The organism is Streptomonospora litoralis (assembly GCF_004323735.1).
Lineage (GTDB): Bacteria > Actinomycetota > Actinomycetes > Streptosporangiales > Streptosporangiaceae > Streptomonospora > Streptomonospora litoralis.
The window spans coordinates 1,453,162-1,469,898 of sequence record NZ_CP036455.1 but is presented as its reverse complement, the minus strand read 5'-3'; the positions used below and the strand labels follow the sequence as shown (position 1 = coordinate 1,469,898).

Sequence of the window (16,737 nt, the reverse complement as noted above, 5' to 3'; positions counted from 1 at the left end):
CCGCAGCAGCCGGTCCCACCCGGGCGTGCCGACACCATCGAAAGTGGGATGGGGACGGTACCCAAGGGCGGTTAGGTCCGCGCGTCCCGCTCCCTAAAGTTGCCGCCGAACCTTTTCGCCTACCGATGGGAAAGGGCGGTATGAGCACAACCGAACCCGGCTCCGCTCCCGTGCTCGAAGCGGTCGATCTGGTCAAACGCTACGGTGCGGGTGAGGCTGCGGTCACGGCCGTCGACCGGATCTCCGTGGGCTTCTCCCGCGGAGGGTTCACCGCTGTCATGGGGCCGTCCGGATCCGGGAAATCCACACTGATGCACCTGCTCGCGGGGCTGGACGCGCCGACAGAGGGGCGGGTGGTGCTGGACGGCGCCGACCTGACCCACATGGACGACCGATCTCGGACCCGAATACGGCGGAATCGGATCGGCTTCATCTTCCAGGCGTTCAACCTGCTGCCGACGTTCACCGCCGAGCAGAACATCCTGCTGCCTCTGAAACTGTCCAAGCGGCGCCCGGACCAGGCGCTGTTCGACCGAATCGTCGCAGATCTCGGGATCGCCGACCGGCTTTCCCACCGGCCCGGTGAGCTGTCCGGCGGCCAGCAGCAGCGCGTCGCGATCGCGCGTGCGCTGCTGACCGAACCGGCGGTGATCTTCGCCGACGAGCCCACCGGCGCCCTGGACATCGCGGCGGGCCGGGAGTTGCTAACGCGGCTGCGTTCCGCCTGTGTGGAAATGGGCCAGACGATCGTCATGGTCACCCACGATCCCGTCGCCGCCACCTACGCCGACCAGGTCCTGATGCTCGCCGACGGCGCGGTCCACGGCCGCATCGAGCAGCCCACCACCGACGGGATCCTCGCATCGATGAAGCAGCTGGAGGAGGTCTGATGCTCGCCTCCGTCTGGGCGCAGATCCGCACCTACCCCGCCCGCCTCGTCGCCATCCTCATCGCCATCACGCTGGGCGTGGCCTTCCTGGCCGCCACCGCCGTGTTCGCCTCCACCTCCTCCGCGGGTCTACGGGCGACCGCGGCGGCGCCGCTGACGCAGGCCGACGTCGTCGTGCAACCGGGCCCCGACGCGCAGGAGGACCCCGACTGGTACCGACCGATCGAGGACGGTTCCACGGTGTCCGCCGTGGCGCCGATGTACGCACGTACCGTGCAGCTGGTGACGTCGGAGCAGCGAGCGACCACCAACGTGTACAGCGTCGCCGACGCCCCCGGGCTGCGGTGGTTCGACCTCGCCCGAGGACGCTGGCCGTCCGCGCCCGACGAAGTCCTCGCCGATACGGGGACCCTGGAGGATGCGGGGTTGTCGGTCGGTTCCCGGGCCGAGGTCGTCGTTTCCGGACAACCGCGGACGGTGCGCGTCGTCGGCGCCGCCGATGTGGGCTTCCGGCCGTTGACCGGTGTGCAGTACCGGTTCTACGCCTCCACGGACTTCTTCACGGGCTCCGCGCCCTCCAACGCCCTTGTCGAGGTCGCCGACCGCGCCTCGATCGACGAGGCGGTCGCGCAACTGGAGTCGGCTCTGCCCGGCGGCTATTCGGTGAACTCCGCCGAGCGGCAGGCCGAGCTGGCCGCCGAACGGTTCGCCGGCGGCTCCCAGCAGCTGGAATACATACTCCTCGCCTTCGCGCTGATCTCCCTGCTGGCGGCCGCGATGGTCATCGGGAACACCTTCACCATCCTGATGGCGCAGCGCCGCCGCGATACCGCACTACTCCGCCTCATCGGGGCCGAGCAGACGCAGGTGCGCCGGCTGGTGCTCACCGAGGCCGCCCTGGTGGGGTCGGTCGGCTCGCTGCTCGGCGTGGCACTCGGTGTGGGCGCGGGCTACCTGGGCGCTTCGCTGATGTCACTCACGGGCGGCGGTCTGCGCGTCGATCCGGTGGCCCTGATTGGCGCGTTCCTGGTGGGAGTGGCGGCCACCATGTGCGCGGCATGGCTGCCCGCACGGCGAGCCGCATCGATCCCGCCCATCGAAGCGATGGCAACCGCCGCGACAGCCGATCCGGGCCGATCGCGGATCGGGCTGCTCGCCGGCGTGGCCGTCGTCGTGCTCGGCGGGGGCACCATGGCGTTCGGCGCCGTGTCGGGGTCGCTGCCGCTCGCGCTGGCCGGCGGCTTCCTTTCCGCGGTCGCACTGCTGTTCGTCCTGAAACCGGTGCTCGCCCGACTGTTCCCGCTCATCGAACGACTGCTGCGCGGCTGGGGCGGTACCGCCGAGTTGGCGGGCGCCAACCTGCGCCGCAACGCCGGGCGGGCGGCGACGACCACGCTCACCCTGGTCCTGGGCACGGCGCTGATCGTCGCGCTCTTCGTCGCCGCGCAGACCGGCCAGGCCACGGTCGACAACGACCTGCGCAACCGCTATCCGGTGGACGTCAGCGCCCGCGCCTCCGACGGCGCGGTATCGGAGAGGATCGTCGAGCAGGTCTCGGGGATCGACGGGCTCGTCCGCGTCGAACCGATCGAGACTGCCCGGTTCTCCTCGCCGGCTCTCGGGGAGATCACCGTGGCGGGTGTCGCGCCGGGCATGCGCGCCGCGGTGGACGTCGAGCCGCTGGGCGCAGCCGGCGGCGGGCCGGTGATGCTGGTTTCCCAGGACACCCTCACCGAGGCGGGCCTGGCGGGCGGCGACAGCGTGTCGGTGTCCGCGGGCGGTGAAACACAGCGGTTCACGGTGCGCGCCTCCAACCTCGCGAGCGTCTCGGGGGCCGGTATCCCGGTCGTGCGCAGTGAGATCCTGGCCGGCCTGGCAACCGACACCCGGCGGCACATGGTCTGGGGCATCGCGGCCGAGGACGCCGACCGCAACGCGTTGGGAACGGCCATGAGCCGCGTGGCCGCGGCGGATGCCGACCTCGTCATCGCCGGCTCGGTGAGCGAGCGCCGCGACATCGCGGAAGTGCTGGACATACTGCTCAACCTGGCGGTGGCGATGCTGCTCATCACCGTGGTGATCGCCGTGATCGGTGTGGTCAACACGCTGGGGCTGTCCGTGCTGGAGCGGCAGCGGGAATCGGCGCTACTGCGAGCTTTGGGACTGACCCGCCGGCGACTGGGCGCGACGCTGGCGATCGAGGCGGTGGTGATCTCCCTGGTGGGGGCGTTGACCGGTCTCGCGCTCGGCCTGCCCTACGGGCTCGTCGGCGTCGACGCGGTCGTCGGTGCGCAGGCCCCCCTCGTGGTGGAGATCCCCTGGGCCCGGTTCGGGATCGTCGTGGCGGTGGCGGTGGTCGCCGGTGTGGCCGCGAGCCTGGTACCGGCCCGGCAGATCGCGAAGACCGCTCCCGCCGAAGGGTTGAGCCGCGCGTGAGCCTACCGGAGCGGCCGGTCGACGCGGCCGGATCCGCCTCCCCCGGGCCCTTCCCGCCGGAAAGGGCCCGGGGGCGAGCCGTCTCAACCGCGCACCGCGTCTGCTGCGAGCATCTGCCGGGACGCCAACTCACGGTAGAGGTCGTTGCGGTCCAGCAGCTCTTCATGGGTTCCGGAGTCGACCACGCGCCCCTGGTCCATGACGATGATCCGGTCCGCGCCCATCACCGTCGCGAGCCTGTGCGCGACGACGATGGTGGTCGTACCGGAGGGGACGTTGTCCAGAGCGTCCTGCAGCAGCCCCTCGGTGCGGGCGTCGACGCTGGCCGTCGGCTCGTCCAGCACGAGCAGTGGGCGTTCCATGAGCAGGGCCCGCGCCCAGGTCAGGCGCTGCCGCTGGCCTCCCGAGAGCAGTGCGCCGCCGTCGCCGACACTGCGTCCGCCCACTTCCCCGCCGGATTCGGCGAACTCGTCGAGACCGGCCCCGCGCAACGCCGCGGCCATCCGTTCGGCGGCGGCGTCCGGTCGCCCCAGCCGCAGGTTGCGGGCGATGGTGCCCGCGATGAGGGGGGCGTCCTGCTCCACGTAGGCGATCTGGGAGCGGATGCTCGAGCGCGGAAGTTCGGCGACGTCGTGCCCGCGGAAGCGGACGGTACCGGAATCCGCGGTGTAGAAGCGCTCGATCAGGGACAGCACGGTCGACTTTCCGGACCCGGAGAGTCCGACGATCGCCACCCGGCTGCCGGCTGCGATGGCCAGGTCGACGTCGCGCAGCGCCGTGACCCCGTTGGGGTAGGTCAGCGTGACCGATGCGAACTCGATCAGCGGCGCGGCGGGTGTGGCGGGCGCGATGGGTCCGCCGCCGGTGCCGGGCTCGTCGGCCGCCTCCTCGGGCAGCTTCAGGATCTCCCGGACGCGGTCGAGCGCCGCCAGGCCCGCCTGCACCTGGGTGTATCCCGACGCCGCTTGGACGACCGGCGTGATCAGCATGAACATGTACATCATGAAGGCCGCGAGGTCGCCCAGCTCCAGGTGCCCCGCGGCGACGCGGTAGCCGCCCAGGACGAGCACCAGCATGAGCCCGATCTGTGCGCTGGTGGCGATCGCCGGGGAGGCCATGGCTTGCAGGGCGGCGATGCGCACCCCGGAGTCGCGCGCCCGCGTCGCGGCGCTGTCGAGCTCGGCGACTTCCCGTTCGGTGCCTTCGCAGGCCCTGATGGTGCGCACGGCCGACAGCGCCCGTTCCATCGCCACCGTCATCAGGCCGACGTTGGTCTGGGCCTGCGTGCTGGCCCTGCGGACGGCCCCGCCCATGCTGAAGACCACTGCGGCACCGATGAGCAGCGAAGCCATGGCGGCCCCGAACAGCACCGGGCTGATGTAGGCCATCAGCACGACCGCGCCGGCGATCGTCAGCCCCGCCGACACCAGGGAGAACATCCCGGAGGTGAGCGCGGAGCGGAGCACCGTGGTGTCGGTACCCAGCCGCGACAGCAGGTCTCCGCTGGACCGTTCGTCGTACTCCGCGGCCCGCAGCCGCAGCAGCCGCCGGTACAGCGCCTTGCGCAGCCCGAGGATGAACTCCTCGCCCGTGCTCTGCAGCAGGTAGGTGCGCCAGGCGCCCAGCAGCGCCCCGCCCAGAGCTGCCGCCACGAGCAGCGCGGCGGGGGGAAGGACGGCGGCACCGGCGTCGGTCAGTGTGCCGACGAGCCGGCTCAGCAGCATGGGCTGGGCGAGCATGAGGGCGCTCGACACGATCGTGAGCACGAGCACCGCGGCCAGCCTCCGCCGGTGCGGCCGCAGGTGGTCCCGCACCCGCCACTCCACCTGATCGCTCATCAGCGGCTCGGCCCCTCGAGGGACAGCACCGACGGAACACTGCGGGGTGCCGCCATGCGCAGCAGTCCGAGGACGAATCCGGCGGATCCCAGCATCAGGCCGGGCGAGTCCGCTTCGGTGCCGGCGATTCCGATGGCCGCCTCCTTGCGTTCGAACCGGTCGAGGATGGTGCTGTTGAGGCCGTCTTCGGCCTCCTGCGCCCGGACGGACCGCTGGGACGCCGCGTGCAGAAGTTCGCGGGCGCCCAGCGTCCCGTGGCAGAGGGAGTCGTTCGGCGGCACCCCCGTCTTCGCAACTGCGGCCACCGCCGCGTCCGCCTCCGCCGCCAGCTCCGCGTCGGGGTGCATGCGGTGGCAGAGTTCGCGGACCAGTCCGATACCGACCGCGCCGTGGCACCACTGGACAGGGAACGCGGACCGGCCGCGCACCTCGCGGCGGAGGTCGGGCCAGCCGCGGCCGGTGTCGAAGCGGTCGGTGTCGAAGGCCAGTGCCCGGTAGCCGGCATCGGTCAGCTCCTCGTCACCGGCAGCGGTGCCGACCTCGATGAGTGCCCAGCCGATACCGGAGGCGCCGTGCGCCATGCCGCCCAGGTGTCCGCCGTCGACGTCGGTCGGCCACGCCAGGGCGCGGCCGTCTGCACGCGCCCGGGAGGCGACGCCCTGCGCCGTGTCGCGTGCGAGGTCGAGCAGGTGTTCGTCGCCGTAGTGGTGGTAGAGCCGCAGGCAGACGAGCGCGGCACCCGCCGCTCCCGCCCCGAGGTCGTGGTAGCTGTCCTGCTCGGCCATGTCCGGGATGAGGCGCACCGACTTGCGGATCAGCGCATCGGTCTCGGGGTCGCCGCCGACGGCCGCCGAGTAGTGCAGCAGGGCGTAGAGAGCGCCGGTGTATCCGCTGTAGGCCCCGACCGGCTCGTTCGGCGGGGTGCTCATCGCACACCGGTCTTCCACGAACGCCGAAACCGGCCGGATGCAGCGGCGTGCGGTGTCGAGGTAGCCGTCGGTTCCCAGAACCGAGGAGGCGTAGGTGTAGGCGAGTGCCATCCCGGCCAGACCCTCGAAGAGCATCGGCGACAGCGGCCGGTACTCGAACCCGGCTCCGTCGAAGGCGGCCGGGCTGATCCCGACCCAGGTGCAGTCGCGACCGTCGGCCCCGTCGAGGCGGGTCGCGTCGAGGTCCCGCAGCACCTCCTCGGCGGCTGCGCGTGCCCGCGGCGCCGTCTCCCGGGGGCTGCGGTCCTGCGCCGATCGGGGGGTGAGGGGCCGAGCCGCCTGGCCGGCGTGGTCGCGCGCGCCGAGTGTGGACATCGACTCGTCGATGATGCGCACATGCCAGGCGCGATCGGCTTCGCCCGTCTGCCGCAACCGGTCGTGCACGGCGAAGACGGCCGTCGCGGAGAAGTGGTGCGCATCGACGATCCCGGTTTCGTCCTGCAGCGCGGTGCCATCCACCGGCGCCGTGAATTTCGGGACATCGTGGCGCAGCAGTTGGCGGATCTCCGAGGCCACCCCTGTGGTGAGCTCCGGCTGCCGCAGTGTCGTCGCCCACAGGCGGTCGAACAGGTGCTCGCGGTCCAGGGCGGATTGCAGGTAGCGGGGGTGGCAGCTCTCGTAGAGGAATCTGCCGTAGAGGTGTGTCGGTCTGAGCAGGTGGCGTGTGGGGATTCCGGCGGTGTCGCCGAGGGCGGCGGCGAAACCGTCTCGGTCGGCGGCGATGAGATCGTAGACCTCTCTGAAGCCGTCGGCGATCGCCGGGGCGTGGTCGGCAGGGCGCAGGAAGCCGGGATCGGCGGGCTGGTTGCCGGCCGCCCCCATGCGGCTGCGGCCCCGGCCGACCGCCATCCGGTCGGTGCGGACCTCGGTCAGGATGGGCGCGGCGACCTCGGTGCCGTCGTCCAGGCCGCCGCCGATCACGCTGACGTCCGTCGCCTGCTGATCCTCGCCGTTGCCGGTGCGCATCGGCAGGTAGCCGATACCGAGCACGCTGTTGTTCAACAGGCTCTTCGCCCGGGCGAAAGCGGTCTGTCGGCCGCCGGCGGCCTCCCTGTTCTGCAGCAGGCTCTCCAGGTCGACGATGACGCTGTGCGGCCCGCAGGCCACGGCGTTCTCCATGTGGACGTCACTCGCGCCGAGGAAGTACGCCAGGGCCACAGAGGAGCCCACCGCGCGATAGTAGTCCGGCAACCGGTCCGGGGCGCACTGCCGGTGCTCGACGAATCCGGTCCACCCGTAGCCGTCCCGTTCAAGGACCCGGGGGGCCATGAGGGGCCGGTTCGGGCTGCGGTCGTCGACGAAGGCGACGGCTCGCTCGTAAAGGGCGTCCAGCGCGACCGAGCGCGGCTTGTAGACCAGCCGCCGGCCGTGCTCGAACTCGCAGACGACGACGGAGCGCCCGCCGTCGTGGGTGTCGCCGGAGTCGGCCTGCACCGAGACGAGCGGCGAGTCGGGCGCGTCGATCCATCCCCGTGCGTACAACTCCGGGCGGTCCGTGCGCACGCGGTCGAGGAGTTCGCGGACGTGCCGCACCCATGCGGCGCGGGCCTCGATCAGCAGCCGGCCCAGCACAGGATAGGCGGAGAAGAGCCGGGTGAGGTGGGACGGGCTGTTGAGCAGGCGCTCGTTGTAGTCGGCGTATCGGAGTTCGGGGGTTTCCCCGCGCAGTTCACCCTGCTTGCGGCACCGGTGCAGGTCGGCGATGAGCGCCCGGAATGTGATGCCGGCGAGGCGCGATGCCAGCGACGTTTCGAGTTCGGCGTACAGCCGCGTCTGCGGGCCGGCGTCGCTGCCCGCGTCGGCCGCCGCGTCGCCGACAGCGGCCATGGCGGAGCCGGTGAAGCGGGCGAGGAGTCCGCTGAAAGGGGCGGGGGCGTAGGGGGTGCCGAGGACGACCGCCTCGATGCCCTCGTGTGCGGGAGTCGCGTCCTGCCCGCCGACGACCGCGTTCAGTTCGCGCGCCCACTCCGGGAGGTTTTCCCGGGCGGGCGGGGCACTGTGCAGGACACAGGCCACGGTGGTCTCGGTCGTCCCGTGCGACGCGAGGTAGCGCTCGAAGATCTCGTCGTCCGGAAACGCCGACCGCTTCCATTCGTCCGGGCATCGTGAGGAAGCCGTCCCTGTTCCGGCTGCGCCGGCGCGGATCCGTTCGGACAGGTATTCGGCACGCGCAGCATCCGCCGCGGAGATACCCGGCATGGGAGTCGCCCACCATTCTTCTACGAGGTGCGGCCAAGGTCCGAAGGGTCGGTCATGCAGAATGCGCGGTGCGCACAGTCGGCGGGGCCGGGCCCCGGTGTACGCGCACCGCGCATCCGTCTACACAAACGGGATAGCCGTGTTTACTGGCAGGCGCAGACGAGGGTTCCGCACTCGATCGTCAGGGTGCACACCCAACCGCTGCTGGCGGCGTAGATGTCGTGGCTCTCGGAGATGAGGTTGTCAACGTGCAGGTCGTCGGCGGTGGCACCCGCCGGGTCGATCTCGGTCTCGGTCCGCTCGAGAAGGGCAGTCGACATTATAGTCTCCTCTTAGCAAGATACTCCGGTTCATCTGCCGCGGATTTCCGACGGGTATGCGCATTCCCCGGCGACGCGGCCAGCAATCACTGAGTGACCAGTCGGCAACTTAGGTCGGCACATCCGACCCCGTCAATGTCGAACCTCCATCGAATTCACCGGACCGCCGCCGACGAGCCGGGCGACTAAGGCGCTGTCCAGCGAAATAACACCGGCCACCGAGATCATACGTCCGGCGTGTCCCGATGTGGCCGGACGCCGCCCCTTGACAGGTCACACCACCCCGCAGAAACATGCGGAAAAGGCGCGCTGCAGATGAATGGACCAGCACAGACGCCGTCGGGAACGGTGACCCGAAGGGGCGACGCGAAAAGGTCGGCGAATGTCTCGGATCATCTCCGCCGGCGTGCCCAACGGGCGATCCGGACCGCGTGACTCGAGCGCCCGCCGAAGCCGGACACGACAGAGGAGGACCGGTGCAGCAGGGGCACGAGAGCTCCTACGGACGCATGTTCGCAGGTCACTACGACAAGGTCCGCCCAAGGGACGCGGAAGCCGAGGCGACCGCCGCCATGCTGGCGGATCTGGCGCCAAAGCACGGAAAGATCCTGGAGTTCGGGGTGGGCACCGGGCGCATCGCCGTTCCGCTGGCGAGGATCGCCGGCCCAGTGACCGGAGTCGACTCGTCGCCGGAGATGATCGACGTACTGCACCGGGACGAACACGACGGGGCATCCGACGTTTTCACGGTGTGCTCCGATATGCGTGGATACGATGACGGAGAACGCTACGCCCTGGTCTATTGCGTCGCCGGCACTCTTTCCGCACTGGACACTCCCGAAGAACAACAGAAAACCGTTTTCGAGTGGGCTGGCCTGGTGGCTGACGGCGGCACACTGGTGATCGAGATGCAGAACCCCGAGGCCATCGAACGGATGCACGGCGGACGCATGGTGGACACGGTTTTCAAAGCGCGCCCCGACTCGGATTCCGGGGTACTGGTCTCCCGGGCACTGGCTCCGGACCACTCGGTATGGGAGATTTCAAGCGCGTATTTCGAGAACGGTTCCGTCCGCGTCACGCAGGAGAAATGCCACCTCGCACCGCCGGAACGTTTCGATGCGCCCGCCGCACAAGCGGGCCTGGAACTCGCCGACCGGTTCGGCGATTGGCAGGGCGGCCCCTTGAACGCCGGGTGCGGCACCTACATCTCGGTCTATCGAAGGTCGCGTTCCCCGCACTCGTGAGGACAGTGCCGACGCCCACCCACGGGCACCACGACGCCGGATGAGGGGCGGAGTCCGGAACCACCGACAAATCGTCTTGTGCTTTCAGGGGCAGGGAACGCCCCCGGGGACCGGCTTCGGTGGTCATGGATAGCCGGCGCGGGCCACTGTGGAGCGAATGCAGCCGGGGCGATCGAGGTCAGCCCAAGTGAAGCGGACGATGCGAGTGCCGGGATACAGCGTCTGCAGCGCGTTCTGCCTCCGGCGGTCGCCGGCGAGAACGTCGGGCTGGCGGTGTGGCCCGACCCCGTCGGCCTCACCGATGAGGAGCCGGTCGGCCCACCAGAAATCCGCGACCGCCCAAAGCCGTCCGCGTTCATCGGGGAAGGGATGCTGCAGGTCGGTCGGCGGAAAGGTGACGTCTTCAGGGTCGGTGTCCCAGCTGTGCAAGACGATGCCGGGGACATGTCGCTGGGCGCCCAATGCCGGTATGACCATGTGGATCTCGCGGCCGTCCCAGCGCGGCAAACCTTGCATGCTCCACAACCGTGCGGCGGTTTCGGCTCCCGCGAACGCCACCGGACCGAGTGACAGCTGGGCGGCCATGGCGGCGCTCCACAGCCGGTTCTCCGGCGCTACCTGCCCTTGGAGATCACGGATCGCGTACACCGAGGAATACAACCTCCGCCAATCCCCTCGGCGGAGGAGTCGGCGCACCTCGGCCGCATCGATGCCGCACCCGCGCGCCTGGGCCGAAGTCAGTAGGCCGTACTGGTTGAAAGTCGCCGACTTCGACTCCGGCGGCGCCATCAGGGACAACAAGCACCGGGACCTCGGCGCCCTGCAGTTCCCCTCCGCCGAGTGGCGCGCCTTCCTGTCCGCCATCAAGGACGGGGACATCTGACCGGAACCAGCGCGCCACCCCCTTCACTCCCCCGTCAGCTCACTCGCGCTCTGCCGCTCTCTGCGCTGAGCACCACATCCACCAGCCGGTCGGCGGCGTCCGGGCGCCCGTGCTCCTTGGCCTTCTCCGCCACGGTGGCGCGGTGGTCGGCGTCGGTGAGCAGCGGGTCCAGATTCTCCCGTAGGCGCTCGGGCGACACCTCGTCCACCAGCGCGAGCGCGGCGCCCGCCTCCTGGAGGTGGCGGGCGTTGTGCCGCTGCTCGTCGCCGGCCGACGAAGCCAGCGGGATGAACACGGCGGCCTTGCCCAGCGCGGTCAGCTCGGCGATCGTCCCGGCGCCGCTGCGCGAGACGACGACATCGGCCATCGCCAGCACGTCGGGCAACTCCGCCCCGACGAAAGCGGTCACGTGGTGGCGTGCCGCCAGTGCCGGGTCCAGGTCCCGCGTGGCCGCTCGCAGGTCGTCGACGTTGGCCTCGCCGCACTGGTGCACGACGTTGGCGCGCTCCAGCAGCCACGGCAGCACGCCGCGGACGGTGTCGTTGATCTGCACCGAGCCCTGCGCGCCTCCGGTTACGTAGACGGTGGGCAGGTCGGGGTCGTACCCCTCGAAGCCGAGCCCCGCGGCGCCCTTTTCGGCCTGTCCCTCCAGCACCGCCGGACGCACCGGGTTGCCGGTCACGACCGCCTGCGCGCGGGCCGACTCGGGCAGCAGTTTCAGCGTGGACTCCGAGGTGACCGCCATCCGGGCGCCGGTGCGCGCGAGCACTCTGTTCGCCAGGCCCAGCAGCACCGTCTGCTCGTGCACCACCAGCGGCCGACCGCCCATTCGAGCGGCCAGGCCCACCGGAACGGCGACGTAGCCGCCGGTGGCCAGCACGACGTCCGGCCGGAAGTCGGCGACGACCCGGCGGGACTGGAACACGCCGCGGAACGCCTTGCCCATGTCGCGGATGTTCTCGCCCGAGATCATCTTCAGGGGGTTCTTGGACCGGCGGACCTTGCCCGTGTCCACCGACCGGAAGGGAATCCCGTTCGACCGGGCCACCCGCTTCTCCAGACTGTCCTCGGCGCCGACCCACAGCACCTCCAGCCCGCGCCCTTGCGACTCCAGCCGCGCCCGCAGCGCGTTCACGGCGGTCAGGGCGGGATAGGTATGGCCTCCTGTTCCTCCGCCGGTGACCATCAGTCGCATCGGGGGCAGGGCTTCGGCGTCGCTCACGGTTGTCCTCTCTTACTGGTGCTGTGGCCGCGGTCGTCGTCCACTGTTGGGGTATTCGTGGCGAGCGCTCGCCGAGTTTGTCTCCAGAGTCGGATTCGGCGTCGAGATCGACTGTGGGGACAGGCTCGGTGGCGTATCGGATGACGACGGCGGTTCGTAGGACGCTTCAAAGCGGCCGCCGGTGCCCGGGACGGCGGGGAGAGCCACATCACGCTCGACCACCACGACCGGTTGCCCGGCGGGACCGCGGCGCCGATTATGAGCAGAGGTACAAAACCCACAAGTAGGACCCGAGACAACGGGCACGCGGGCGCCCGTCGGACCCCCACCCGCCGCCGCTGCCGCCTTTCCTGAGGCCGACCGCCGCCCGGCAGACCAACAAGGCCGCCCAGCGGACTGGAGCCGACCGCCTTGGCCACCGGCGACAGGGACCGAGTTGTCGTGCTGACGCTCGTCTATCAAGCCCGGGACAGCCACCGCGCCATGGAGGAGACGCGCCGCCAAGCGATGAGCGAACTGCTGCGGATGGCGATGGAAGACCCCGAGCTGGATGCGTGCTGGGGGCCGGTTCCGCCCGGCGAGGACCCGAAGGGCCGTAAGCAGCAGCTCTACACGAACATGATCGTGTCGCAGTGGTCGAGTGCGTTCGAGACTGGTGCCCTCCCGGAATCGCGGCTGCGTGCAGTCGCGGGCGAAATGTTCCAGGGGGAGTCGGCTACGACTACTGGACAAAGGCACGCGAAGCGGCCTCCATGACCGAAGGCACTCGGCGGGAACGGCGCTTTGTGCAAATCCTCGATGAGGTCTACCGGCAGACATCCGCGCCTGTAGCGCAGGCCGTGGAGTCGGGGACTGAGGCGGAGCCTCAGTCCCCGACTCCACGGCAGCGGCGATGGAAAGGCTATGCGGCGACGGGAGCTGCGGGGACGGCGGCTGGCGCACTGGCGGCAGGAGTGGCGGTCGCTCTGCGGAAGCGTCCGAGTGCGGCGCCGCGGAGTGGCCACCCGCCCCACCTATCCCTCCCCCGCCCCCTGTCCCGTCAGCGACGAGATGGGGATGCTCGCCGCTGACCGTGCCGGGGCGAGGGCGGCGAGGAGGCCGACCGGGATGGCCGCTGCCAGGAACAGGGCGATACGGGCGGCGGGGACCTCGGGGACCATGTCGGGCATCGCCGCCGCGGCGGCCGCGAGGCCGAAGGTGGTGCCTAGCGCCGCTCCGGCGGTCGTGCCCAGCAGGGCCACCAGCAGCGATTCCACCGCCAGCATCCGGCGCAGTTGGCCCGCTGTCAGGCCCAGCGCCCGCAGCAGGGCGAACTCCCGGCGGCGCTCCACTACCGAGAGGGCCAGCGTGTTGGCGATGCCCACGACGGCGATGACCACCGCGACGCTCAGCAACGCGGCCACCACCAGGAAGATCACGTCGAACAGCCGCCCGAACTGGTCGCGCTGCCCCGCCGCGCTGGAGACCTGCACCTCCGGATGGGCCGACGCCACCTCCTCCACCGCCGCCCGTACCTGCGCCGCGGCGGCGCCTTCGGCTCCGGTGACCAGCAGCGAATCGTCCCGCTCGCGGTCGGGGAACAGCTTTGCGAAGTCGGCGGGCGCGAGCGTGAGGCCGGCGGGGAGGTCCGCGTCGGCGGTGACCGCCGCGACTCGCAGCCGCACCTCGGGTCGGGAGCCTGCCGCGGTGTCTCCTGCGTGGCCTCCCGCCGGATCCCGCTCGACGCCTTCCGCTGTGAGGGAAACGGTGTCCCCGAGCCGCAGCCCCAGGCGCTCCGCCTCGCCCTTTGACACCGACATCCGGCCCGGCCCCACATCGCCCAACTCCCCCTGCGGCGTGCCCGCCGCGAGGTCGGCGCCCAGCCGCGCCCCCGGGTAGGCGTTCACCCGTACCGCGCCCGCGCCCACCCCCTCGCCGGTTCCGGAGGCGATGCGCGCCTCGGCACGGCGCACGCGGATCACCTTCCCGACCGCCGGGCGCTCGCGCAGCTCGGCGGCGAGACCGCCGGGCAGCCGCCGCCCGTCGTCGGCGGTTCCGGTGCCCGCTCCCAGCGGGAGCAGGGAGTAGTCCGCCGGCAGTTCGCGGGCCATCAAATGGGCGAGGGTCGCCTGCACCGAGGCGCTGGCGACGGAGTATCCGGTGATCAGCCCCGCGCCCACCGCCAGCGCGATCACGGCGTTGGCGGTGCGGCGGGGCGAGCGGCGCGCACTTTGGGCGGCGAGTCTCCCGGGAACGCCGAGTCCGCGCAACGGGACGGCCGCCGCGCGGGACACCGCGCTCACCAGAGCGGGCGCCGCCGCGAGCACCGCGGCGAAGGCCAACCCGCCGCCGCCCGCGACCACCGCCATCGCGGCGGCCCCCGGCTCGGCCGCCAACCCGAGCGCCGTGACCGCCGCCGAAGCCGCCGCCGAGCCCCCTGACACCACCAGGCGCAGCCGTTGCGCGCGACCGCGCACCCCGGCACCGGCGTCCGGAGCCGCGGCATCACGCAACGCGGCCAAGGGCGCGGTGCGGGTCGCCAGGTAAGCCGGCCGCAGCACCGCGGCGACCGTCATCGCCACCCCGGCGCCCAGACCGAGCAGCACGGATTCGGGCTGCACCACCGGCGACAGCGCGTCGACACCCGGCCCGAACACGGCGGCGGCCTGCGGGACGGCGGCGCCCAGGCGCACCGCACCGATCGCCGCGCCGACGCCCGCGAGTACGCCCAGCGCCGCGGATGCCGCGCCCACGACCAGCGCTTCGGCGACCACACCGGCGAACACCTGCCCGCGTCCCGCGCCCAGGCAGCGAAGCAGCGCGGTCTCGGCCGACCGGCGGTTCACCAGCACGGCGAAGGTGTTGTTGATGACCAGCGCCGCCACGAACAGCGCCACCGCCGCGAAGAGCAGCAGCGCCGTGCCGACGGTCCGCGCCTGCACCCCCGCCTCCTCGGCCTTCATCCGGCCGAACTCCGCACCCGTCATGACCCTGGCGCCGTCGCCCAGTACCCCTGCCACGGCCGCGCGGACGCGTTCGGGTGCGACGCCTTCCGCGGCGCGGACGGCGATCTCGGCGTACCCGTCGGCGCCGGTGACCCGCCGCGCGGTCTGCGGTGCGAACGCCACCGCGCCGCGCCGGGCCGCCTCGGCGTCCAGGCCGAAGTCGACGAGTCCGGTGACGGTTAAGGTGTGCTCGGCGCCTCGGTGGCCGACGACGGATACGGTGTCGCCGATCCGGTAGCCCGCGGCCTCGGCGCTGGTCGTGGCGAGGGCGGCCTCCCCGGAGGCGGTGGGCAGGCGGCCCTCGGCGGCGGGCAGCCGCGTCACCGCGCCGCCCGCCGACAGCGCCAGCGCGGGGGCCCGGCCGAGGGCGTCGCCGTCGCGGTCCAGCAGCACGGCCCGGCCCCGCACGGTTCCGGTGGCAGCGGCCACCTGCTCGGCCTCCCTGACCGCCGCCAGGCGGGACGCGGGGATCGGCTCGCCCGACTCCGCGGACAGCGCCACCGCGTCGACCCGGTCGGCCCCGCCTTCCGCCTGCGCGGCGAAGCGCGCGTCGAGGCTGTCGGTGAAGACGAGGGTCGCGGTGATGAACGCGGCGCCCAGCGCGATGGCCAGCGCCGTGGCGGCGAAGCGGCCCTTGTGCAGGAGCAGCCCGGCGAGCGTGATGCGCAACATGGGCGTCAGCCCTCCAGTTTCAGCAGGTGGTCGAGAACGGTCTCGGGGGTGGGCGCGCGGGTCTCGTCGGCCACGCGTCCGTCGCGCAGGAAGACGACGCGGTCGGCGTAGGAGGCGGCGACGGGGTCGTGGGTGACCATGACGACGGTCTGGCCGAGCTCGCGCGCGGAGTCGGCGAGGAAGCCGAGGACCTCCGCGCCGGATCGGGAGTCGAGGTTGCCGGTGGGCTCGTCGGCATAGACGACCTCTGGTGCGCCCAGCAGCGCACGGGCCACGGCCACGCGCTGCTGCTGGCCGCCGGACAGCTTGGCGGGCAGATGGCCCAGCCGGTCGCCGAGGCCGGTGACCTCCACGACGCGGTCGAACCGGGCGCGGTCGAGCGGCCGCTTCGCGATCTGCGCGGGCAGCAGGATGTTCTGCTCTGCGGTGAGCATCGGCAGCAGGTTGAACGCCTGGAAGACGAACCCGATCCGGTCGCGGCGCAGCAGGGTGAGCTGCCGGTCGCCCAGTCGGGCCAGGTCCGTGCGGCCGATGCGGACGCCGCCCGAGGTGGGGGTGTCCAGGCCCGCGAGGCAGTGCATCAGCGTCGACTTGCCGGAGCCCGAGGGCCCCATGATGGCGGTGAACGCACCCGCGGCGAAGTCGACGCTCACCTCGTCCAAGGCACGCACCTCCGAGTCGCCGGTGCCGTAGGTCTTGGTGAGCGCGCGTGCGGCGACGGCGGGCACGCGGGTGTCCCCGCCGTCGTCTGCTGCCGAGCCGCGGGCGGCTCCGTCCTCGGCGGAGGCGTCATGGCCGCTGGTGGTCGTTCCCATGGGGACCGCCTTCCTCGGTTTCGGTCGGGGGTGGGGCTGGGGTCGGAGGTCGGGTTTCGCCGAGCTTGAGCGGGATGGGGCTCGTCCGGTGCGATCCGCCGACCGGGGCAGCGGGGATTCCACGGGGGTTTCCCCGTGGTGGGCGATGCGGCTGAAGCGCTTGTGCTGCGGACGCGTCGGCCTCGGCATCGCCGATGACGGTAGGCGCGGCGATCGGGCCGCGGCATCGCCCGGCAGGGCCGA

11 protein-coding genes and 2 pseudogenes are annotated in these 16,737 nt (G+C 71.7%); 5 read left to right on the top strand and 8 right to left on the bottom strand.

Annotated elements, in window-relative coordinates:
- The first annotated feature begins 140 nt into the window (after nt 1-140).
- Both EKD16_RS06210 and EKD16_RS06205 read left to right on the top strand, forming a co-directional pair.
- Nucleotides 141-890, top strand: a complete 750-nt coding sequence (locus EKD16_RS06210) for an ABC transporter ATP-binding protein (RefSeq protein ID WP_131097506.1) — start codon at nt 141-143, stop codon at nt 888-890.
- Complete coding sequence (locus EKD16_RS06205) at nt 890-3,325, top strand: ABC transporter permease (protein ID WP_131097505.1); 2,436 nt, start codon at nt 890-892, stop codon at nt 3,323-3,325. The genes EKD16_RS06210 and EKD16_RS06205 overlap by 1 nt, the downstream gene beginning before the upstream one ends.
- 83 nt (nt 3,326-3,408) lie before the next feature.
- Here EKD16_RS06205 and EKD16_RS06200 read toward each other — a convergent pair whose 3' ends face one another.
- From EKD16_RS06200 to EKD16_RS25235, 3 genes are all read right to left on the bottom strand, one after another.
- Nucleotides 3,409-5,163, bottom strand: coding sequence for an ABC transporter ATP-binding protein (locus EKD16_RS06200; RefSeq protein ID WP_131097504.1), 1,755 nt, complete (start codon nt 5,161-5,163; stop codon nt 3,409-3,411).
- Nucleotides 5,163-8,351 (bottom strand): type 2 lanthipeptide synthetase LanM family protein, encoded by a 3,189-nt coding sequence (locus tag EKD16_RS06195; RefSeq protein WP_131097503.1) that lies wholly within the window; start codon nt 8,349-8,351, stop codon nt 5,163-5,165. Before EKD16_RS06195 ends, EKD16_RS06200 begins: the two co-directional genes overlap by 1 nt.
- Nucleotides 8,352-8,494: 143 nt before the next feature.
- A complete protein-coding gene (locus EKD16_RS25235; RefSeq protein ID WP_165498507.1) occupies nt 8,495-8,671 on the bottom strand; it encodes a hypothetical protein in 177 nt (58 codons plus the stop codon).
- A gap of 476 nt (nt 8,672-9,147) precedes the next feature.
- On the opposite strand from EKD16_RS25235, the gene EKD16_RS06190 reads away from it, so the two are divergent.
- Entirely contained in the window at nt 9,148-9,918 is a 771-nt protein-coding gene (locus EKD16_RS06190) for a class I SAM-dependent methyltransferase (RefSeq protein WP_165498506.1), read from the top strand.
- Nucleotides 9,919-10,041: 123 nt separating this feature from the next.
- On the opposite strand, the gene EKD16_RS06185 is transcribed toward EKD16_RS06190, so the two are convergent.
- Nucleotides 10,042-10,503, bottom strand: a complete 462-nt coding sequence (locus tag EKD16_RS06185) for an endonuclease domain-containing protein (protein WP_242677491.1) — start codon at nt 10,501-10,503, stop codon at nt 10,042-10,044.
- A gap of 108 nt (nt 10,504-10,611) precedes the next feature.
- Nucleotides 10,612-10,707: pseudogene (locus tag EKD16_RS25990) on the bottom strand (hypothetical protein); the annotation flags it as partial.
- Here EKD16_RS25990 and EKD16_RS06180 point away from each other — a divergent pair.
- Nucleotides 10,673-10,801, top strand: coding sequence for a DUF397 domain-containing protein (locus EKD16_RS06180; RefSeq protein WP_242677490.1), 129 nt, complete (start codon nt 10,673-10,675; stop codon nt 10,799-10,801). The pseudogene EKD16_RS25990 and the gene EKD16_RS06180 sit on opposite strands and share 35 nt — an antisense overlap.
- Before the next feature lie 34 nt (nt 10,802-10,835).
- Here the strand turns inward: EKD16_RS06180 and EKD16_RS06175 are convergent, their stop codons facing one another.
- A complete protein-coding gene (locus EKD16_RS06175) occupies nt 10,836-11,996 on the bottom strand; it encodes a UDP-N-acetylglucosamine--N-acetylmuramyl-(pentapeptide) pyrophosphoryl-undecaprenol N-acetylglucosamine transferase (RefSeq protein ID WP_131102111.1) in 1,161 nt (386 codons plus the stop codon).
- A 510-nt stretch (nt 11,997-12,506) separates the two neighbouring features.
- Between EKD16_RS06175 and EKD16_RS25985 the strand changes: the two are divergent.
- Nucleotides 12,507-13,093: pseudogene (locus EKD16_RS25985) on the top strand (DUF6082 family protein).
- Here the strand turns inward: EKD16_RS25985 and EKD16_RS06165 are convergent.
- The gene (locus EKD16_RS06165; protein ID WP_131097498.1) at nt 13,037-15,679 is read right to left on the bottom strand and encodes an FtsX-like permease family protein; all 2,643 of its coding nucleotides are present in this window, start codon (nt 15,677-15,679) and stop codon (nt 13,037-13,039) included. The pseudogene EKD16_RS25985 and the gene EKD16_RS06165 sit on opposite strands and share 57 nt — an antisense overlap.
- Before the next feature lie 5 nt (nt 15,680-15,684).
- Nucleotides 15,685-16,494 (bottom strand): ABC transporter ATP-binding protein, encoded by an 810-nt coding sequence (locus EKD16_RS06160; protein WP_131097497.1) that lies wholly within the window; start codon nt 16,492-16,494, stop codon nt 15,685-15,687.
- Nucleotides 16,495-16,737 lie beyond the last annotated feature (243 nt).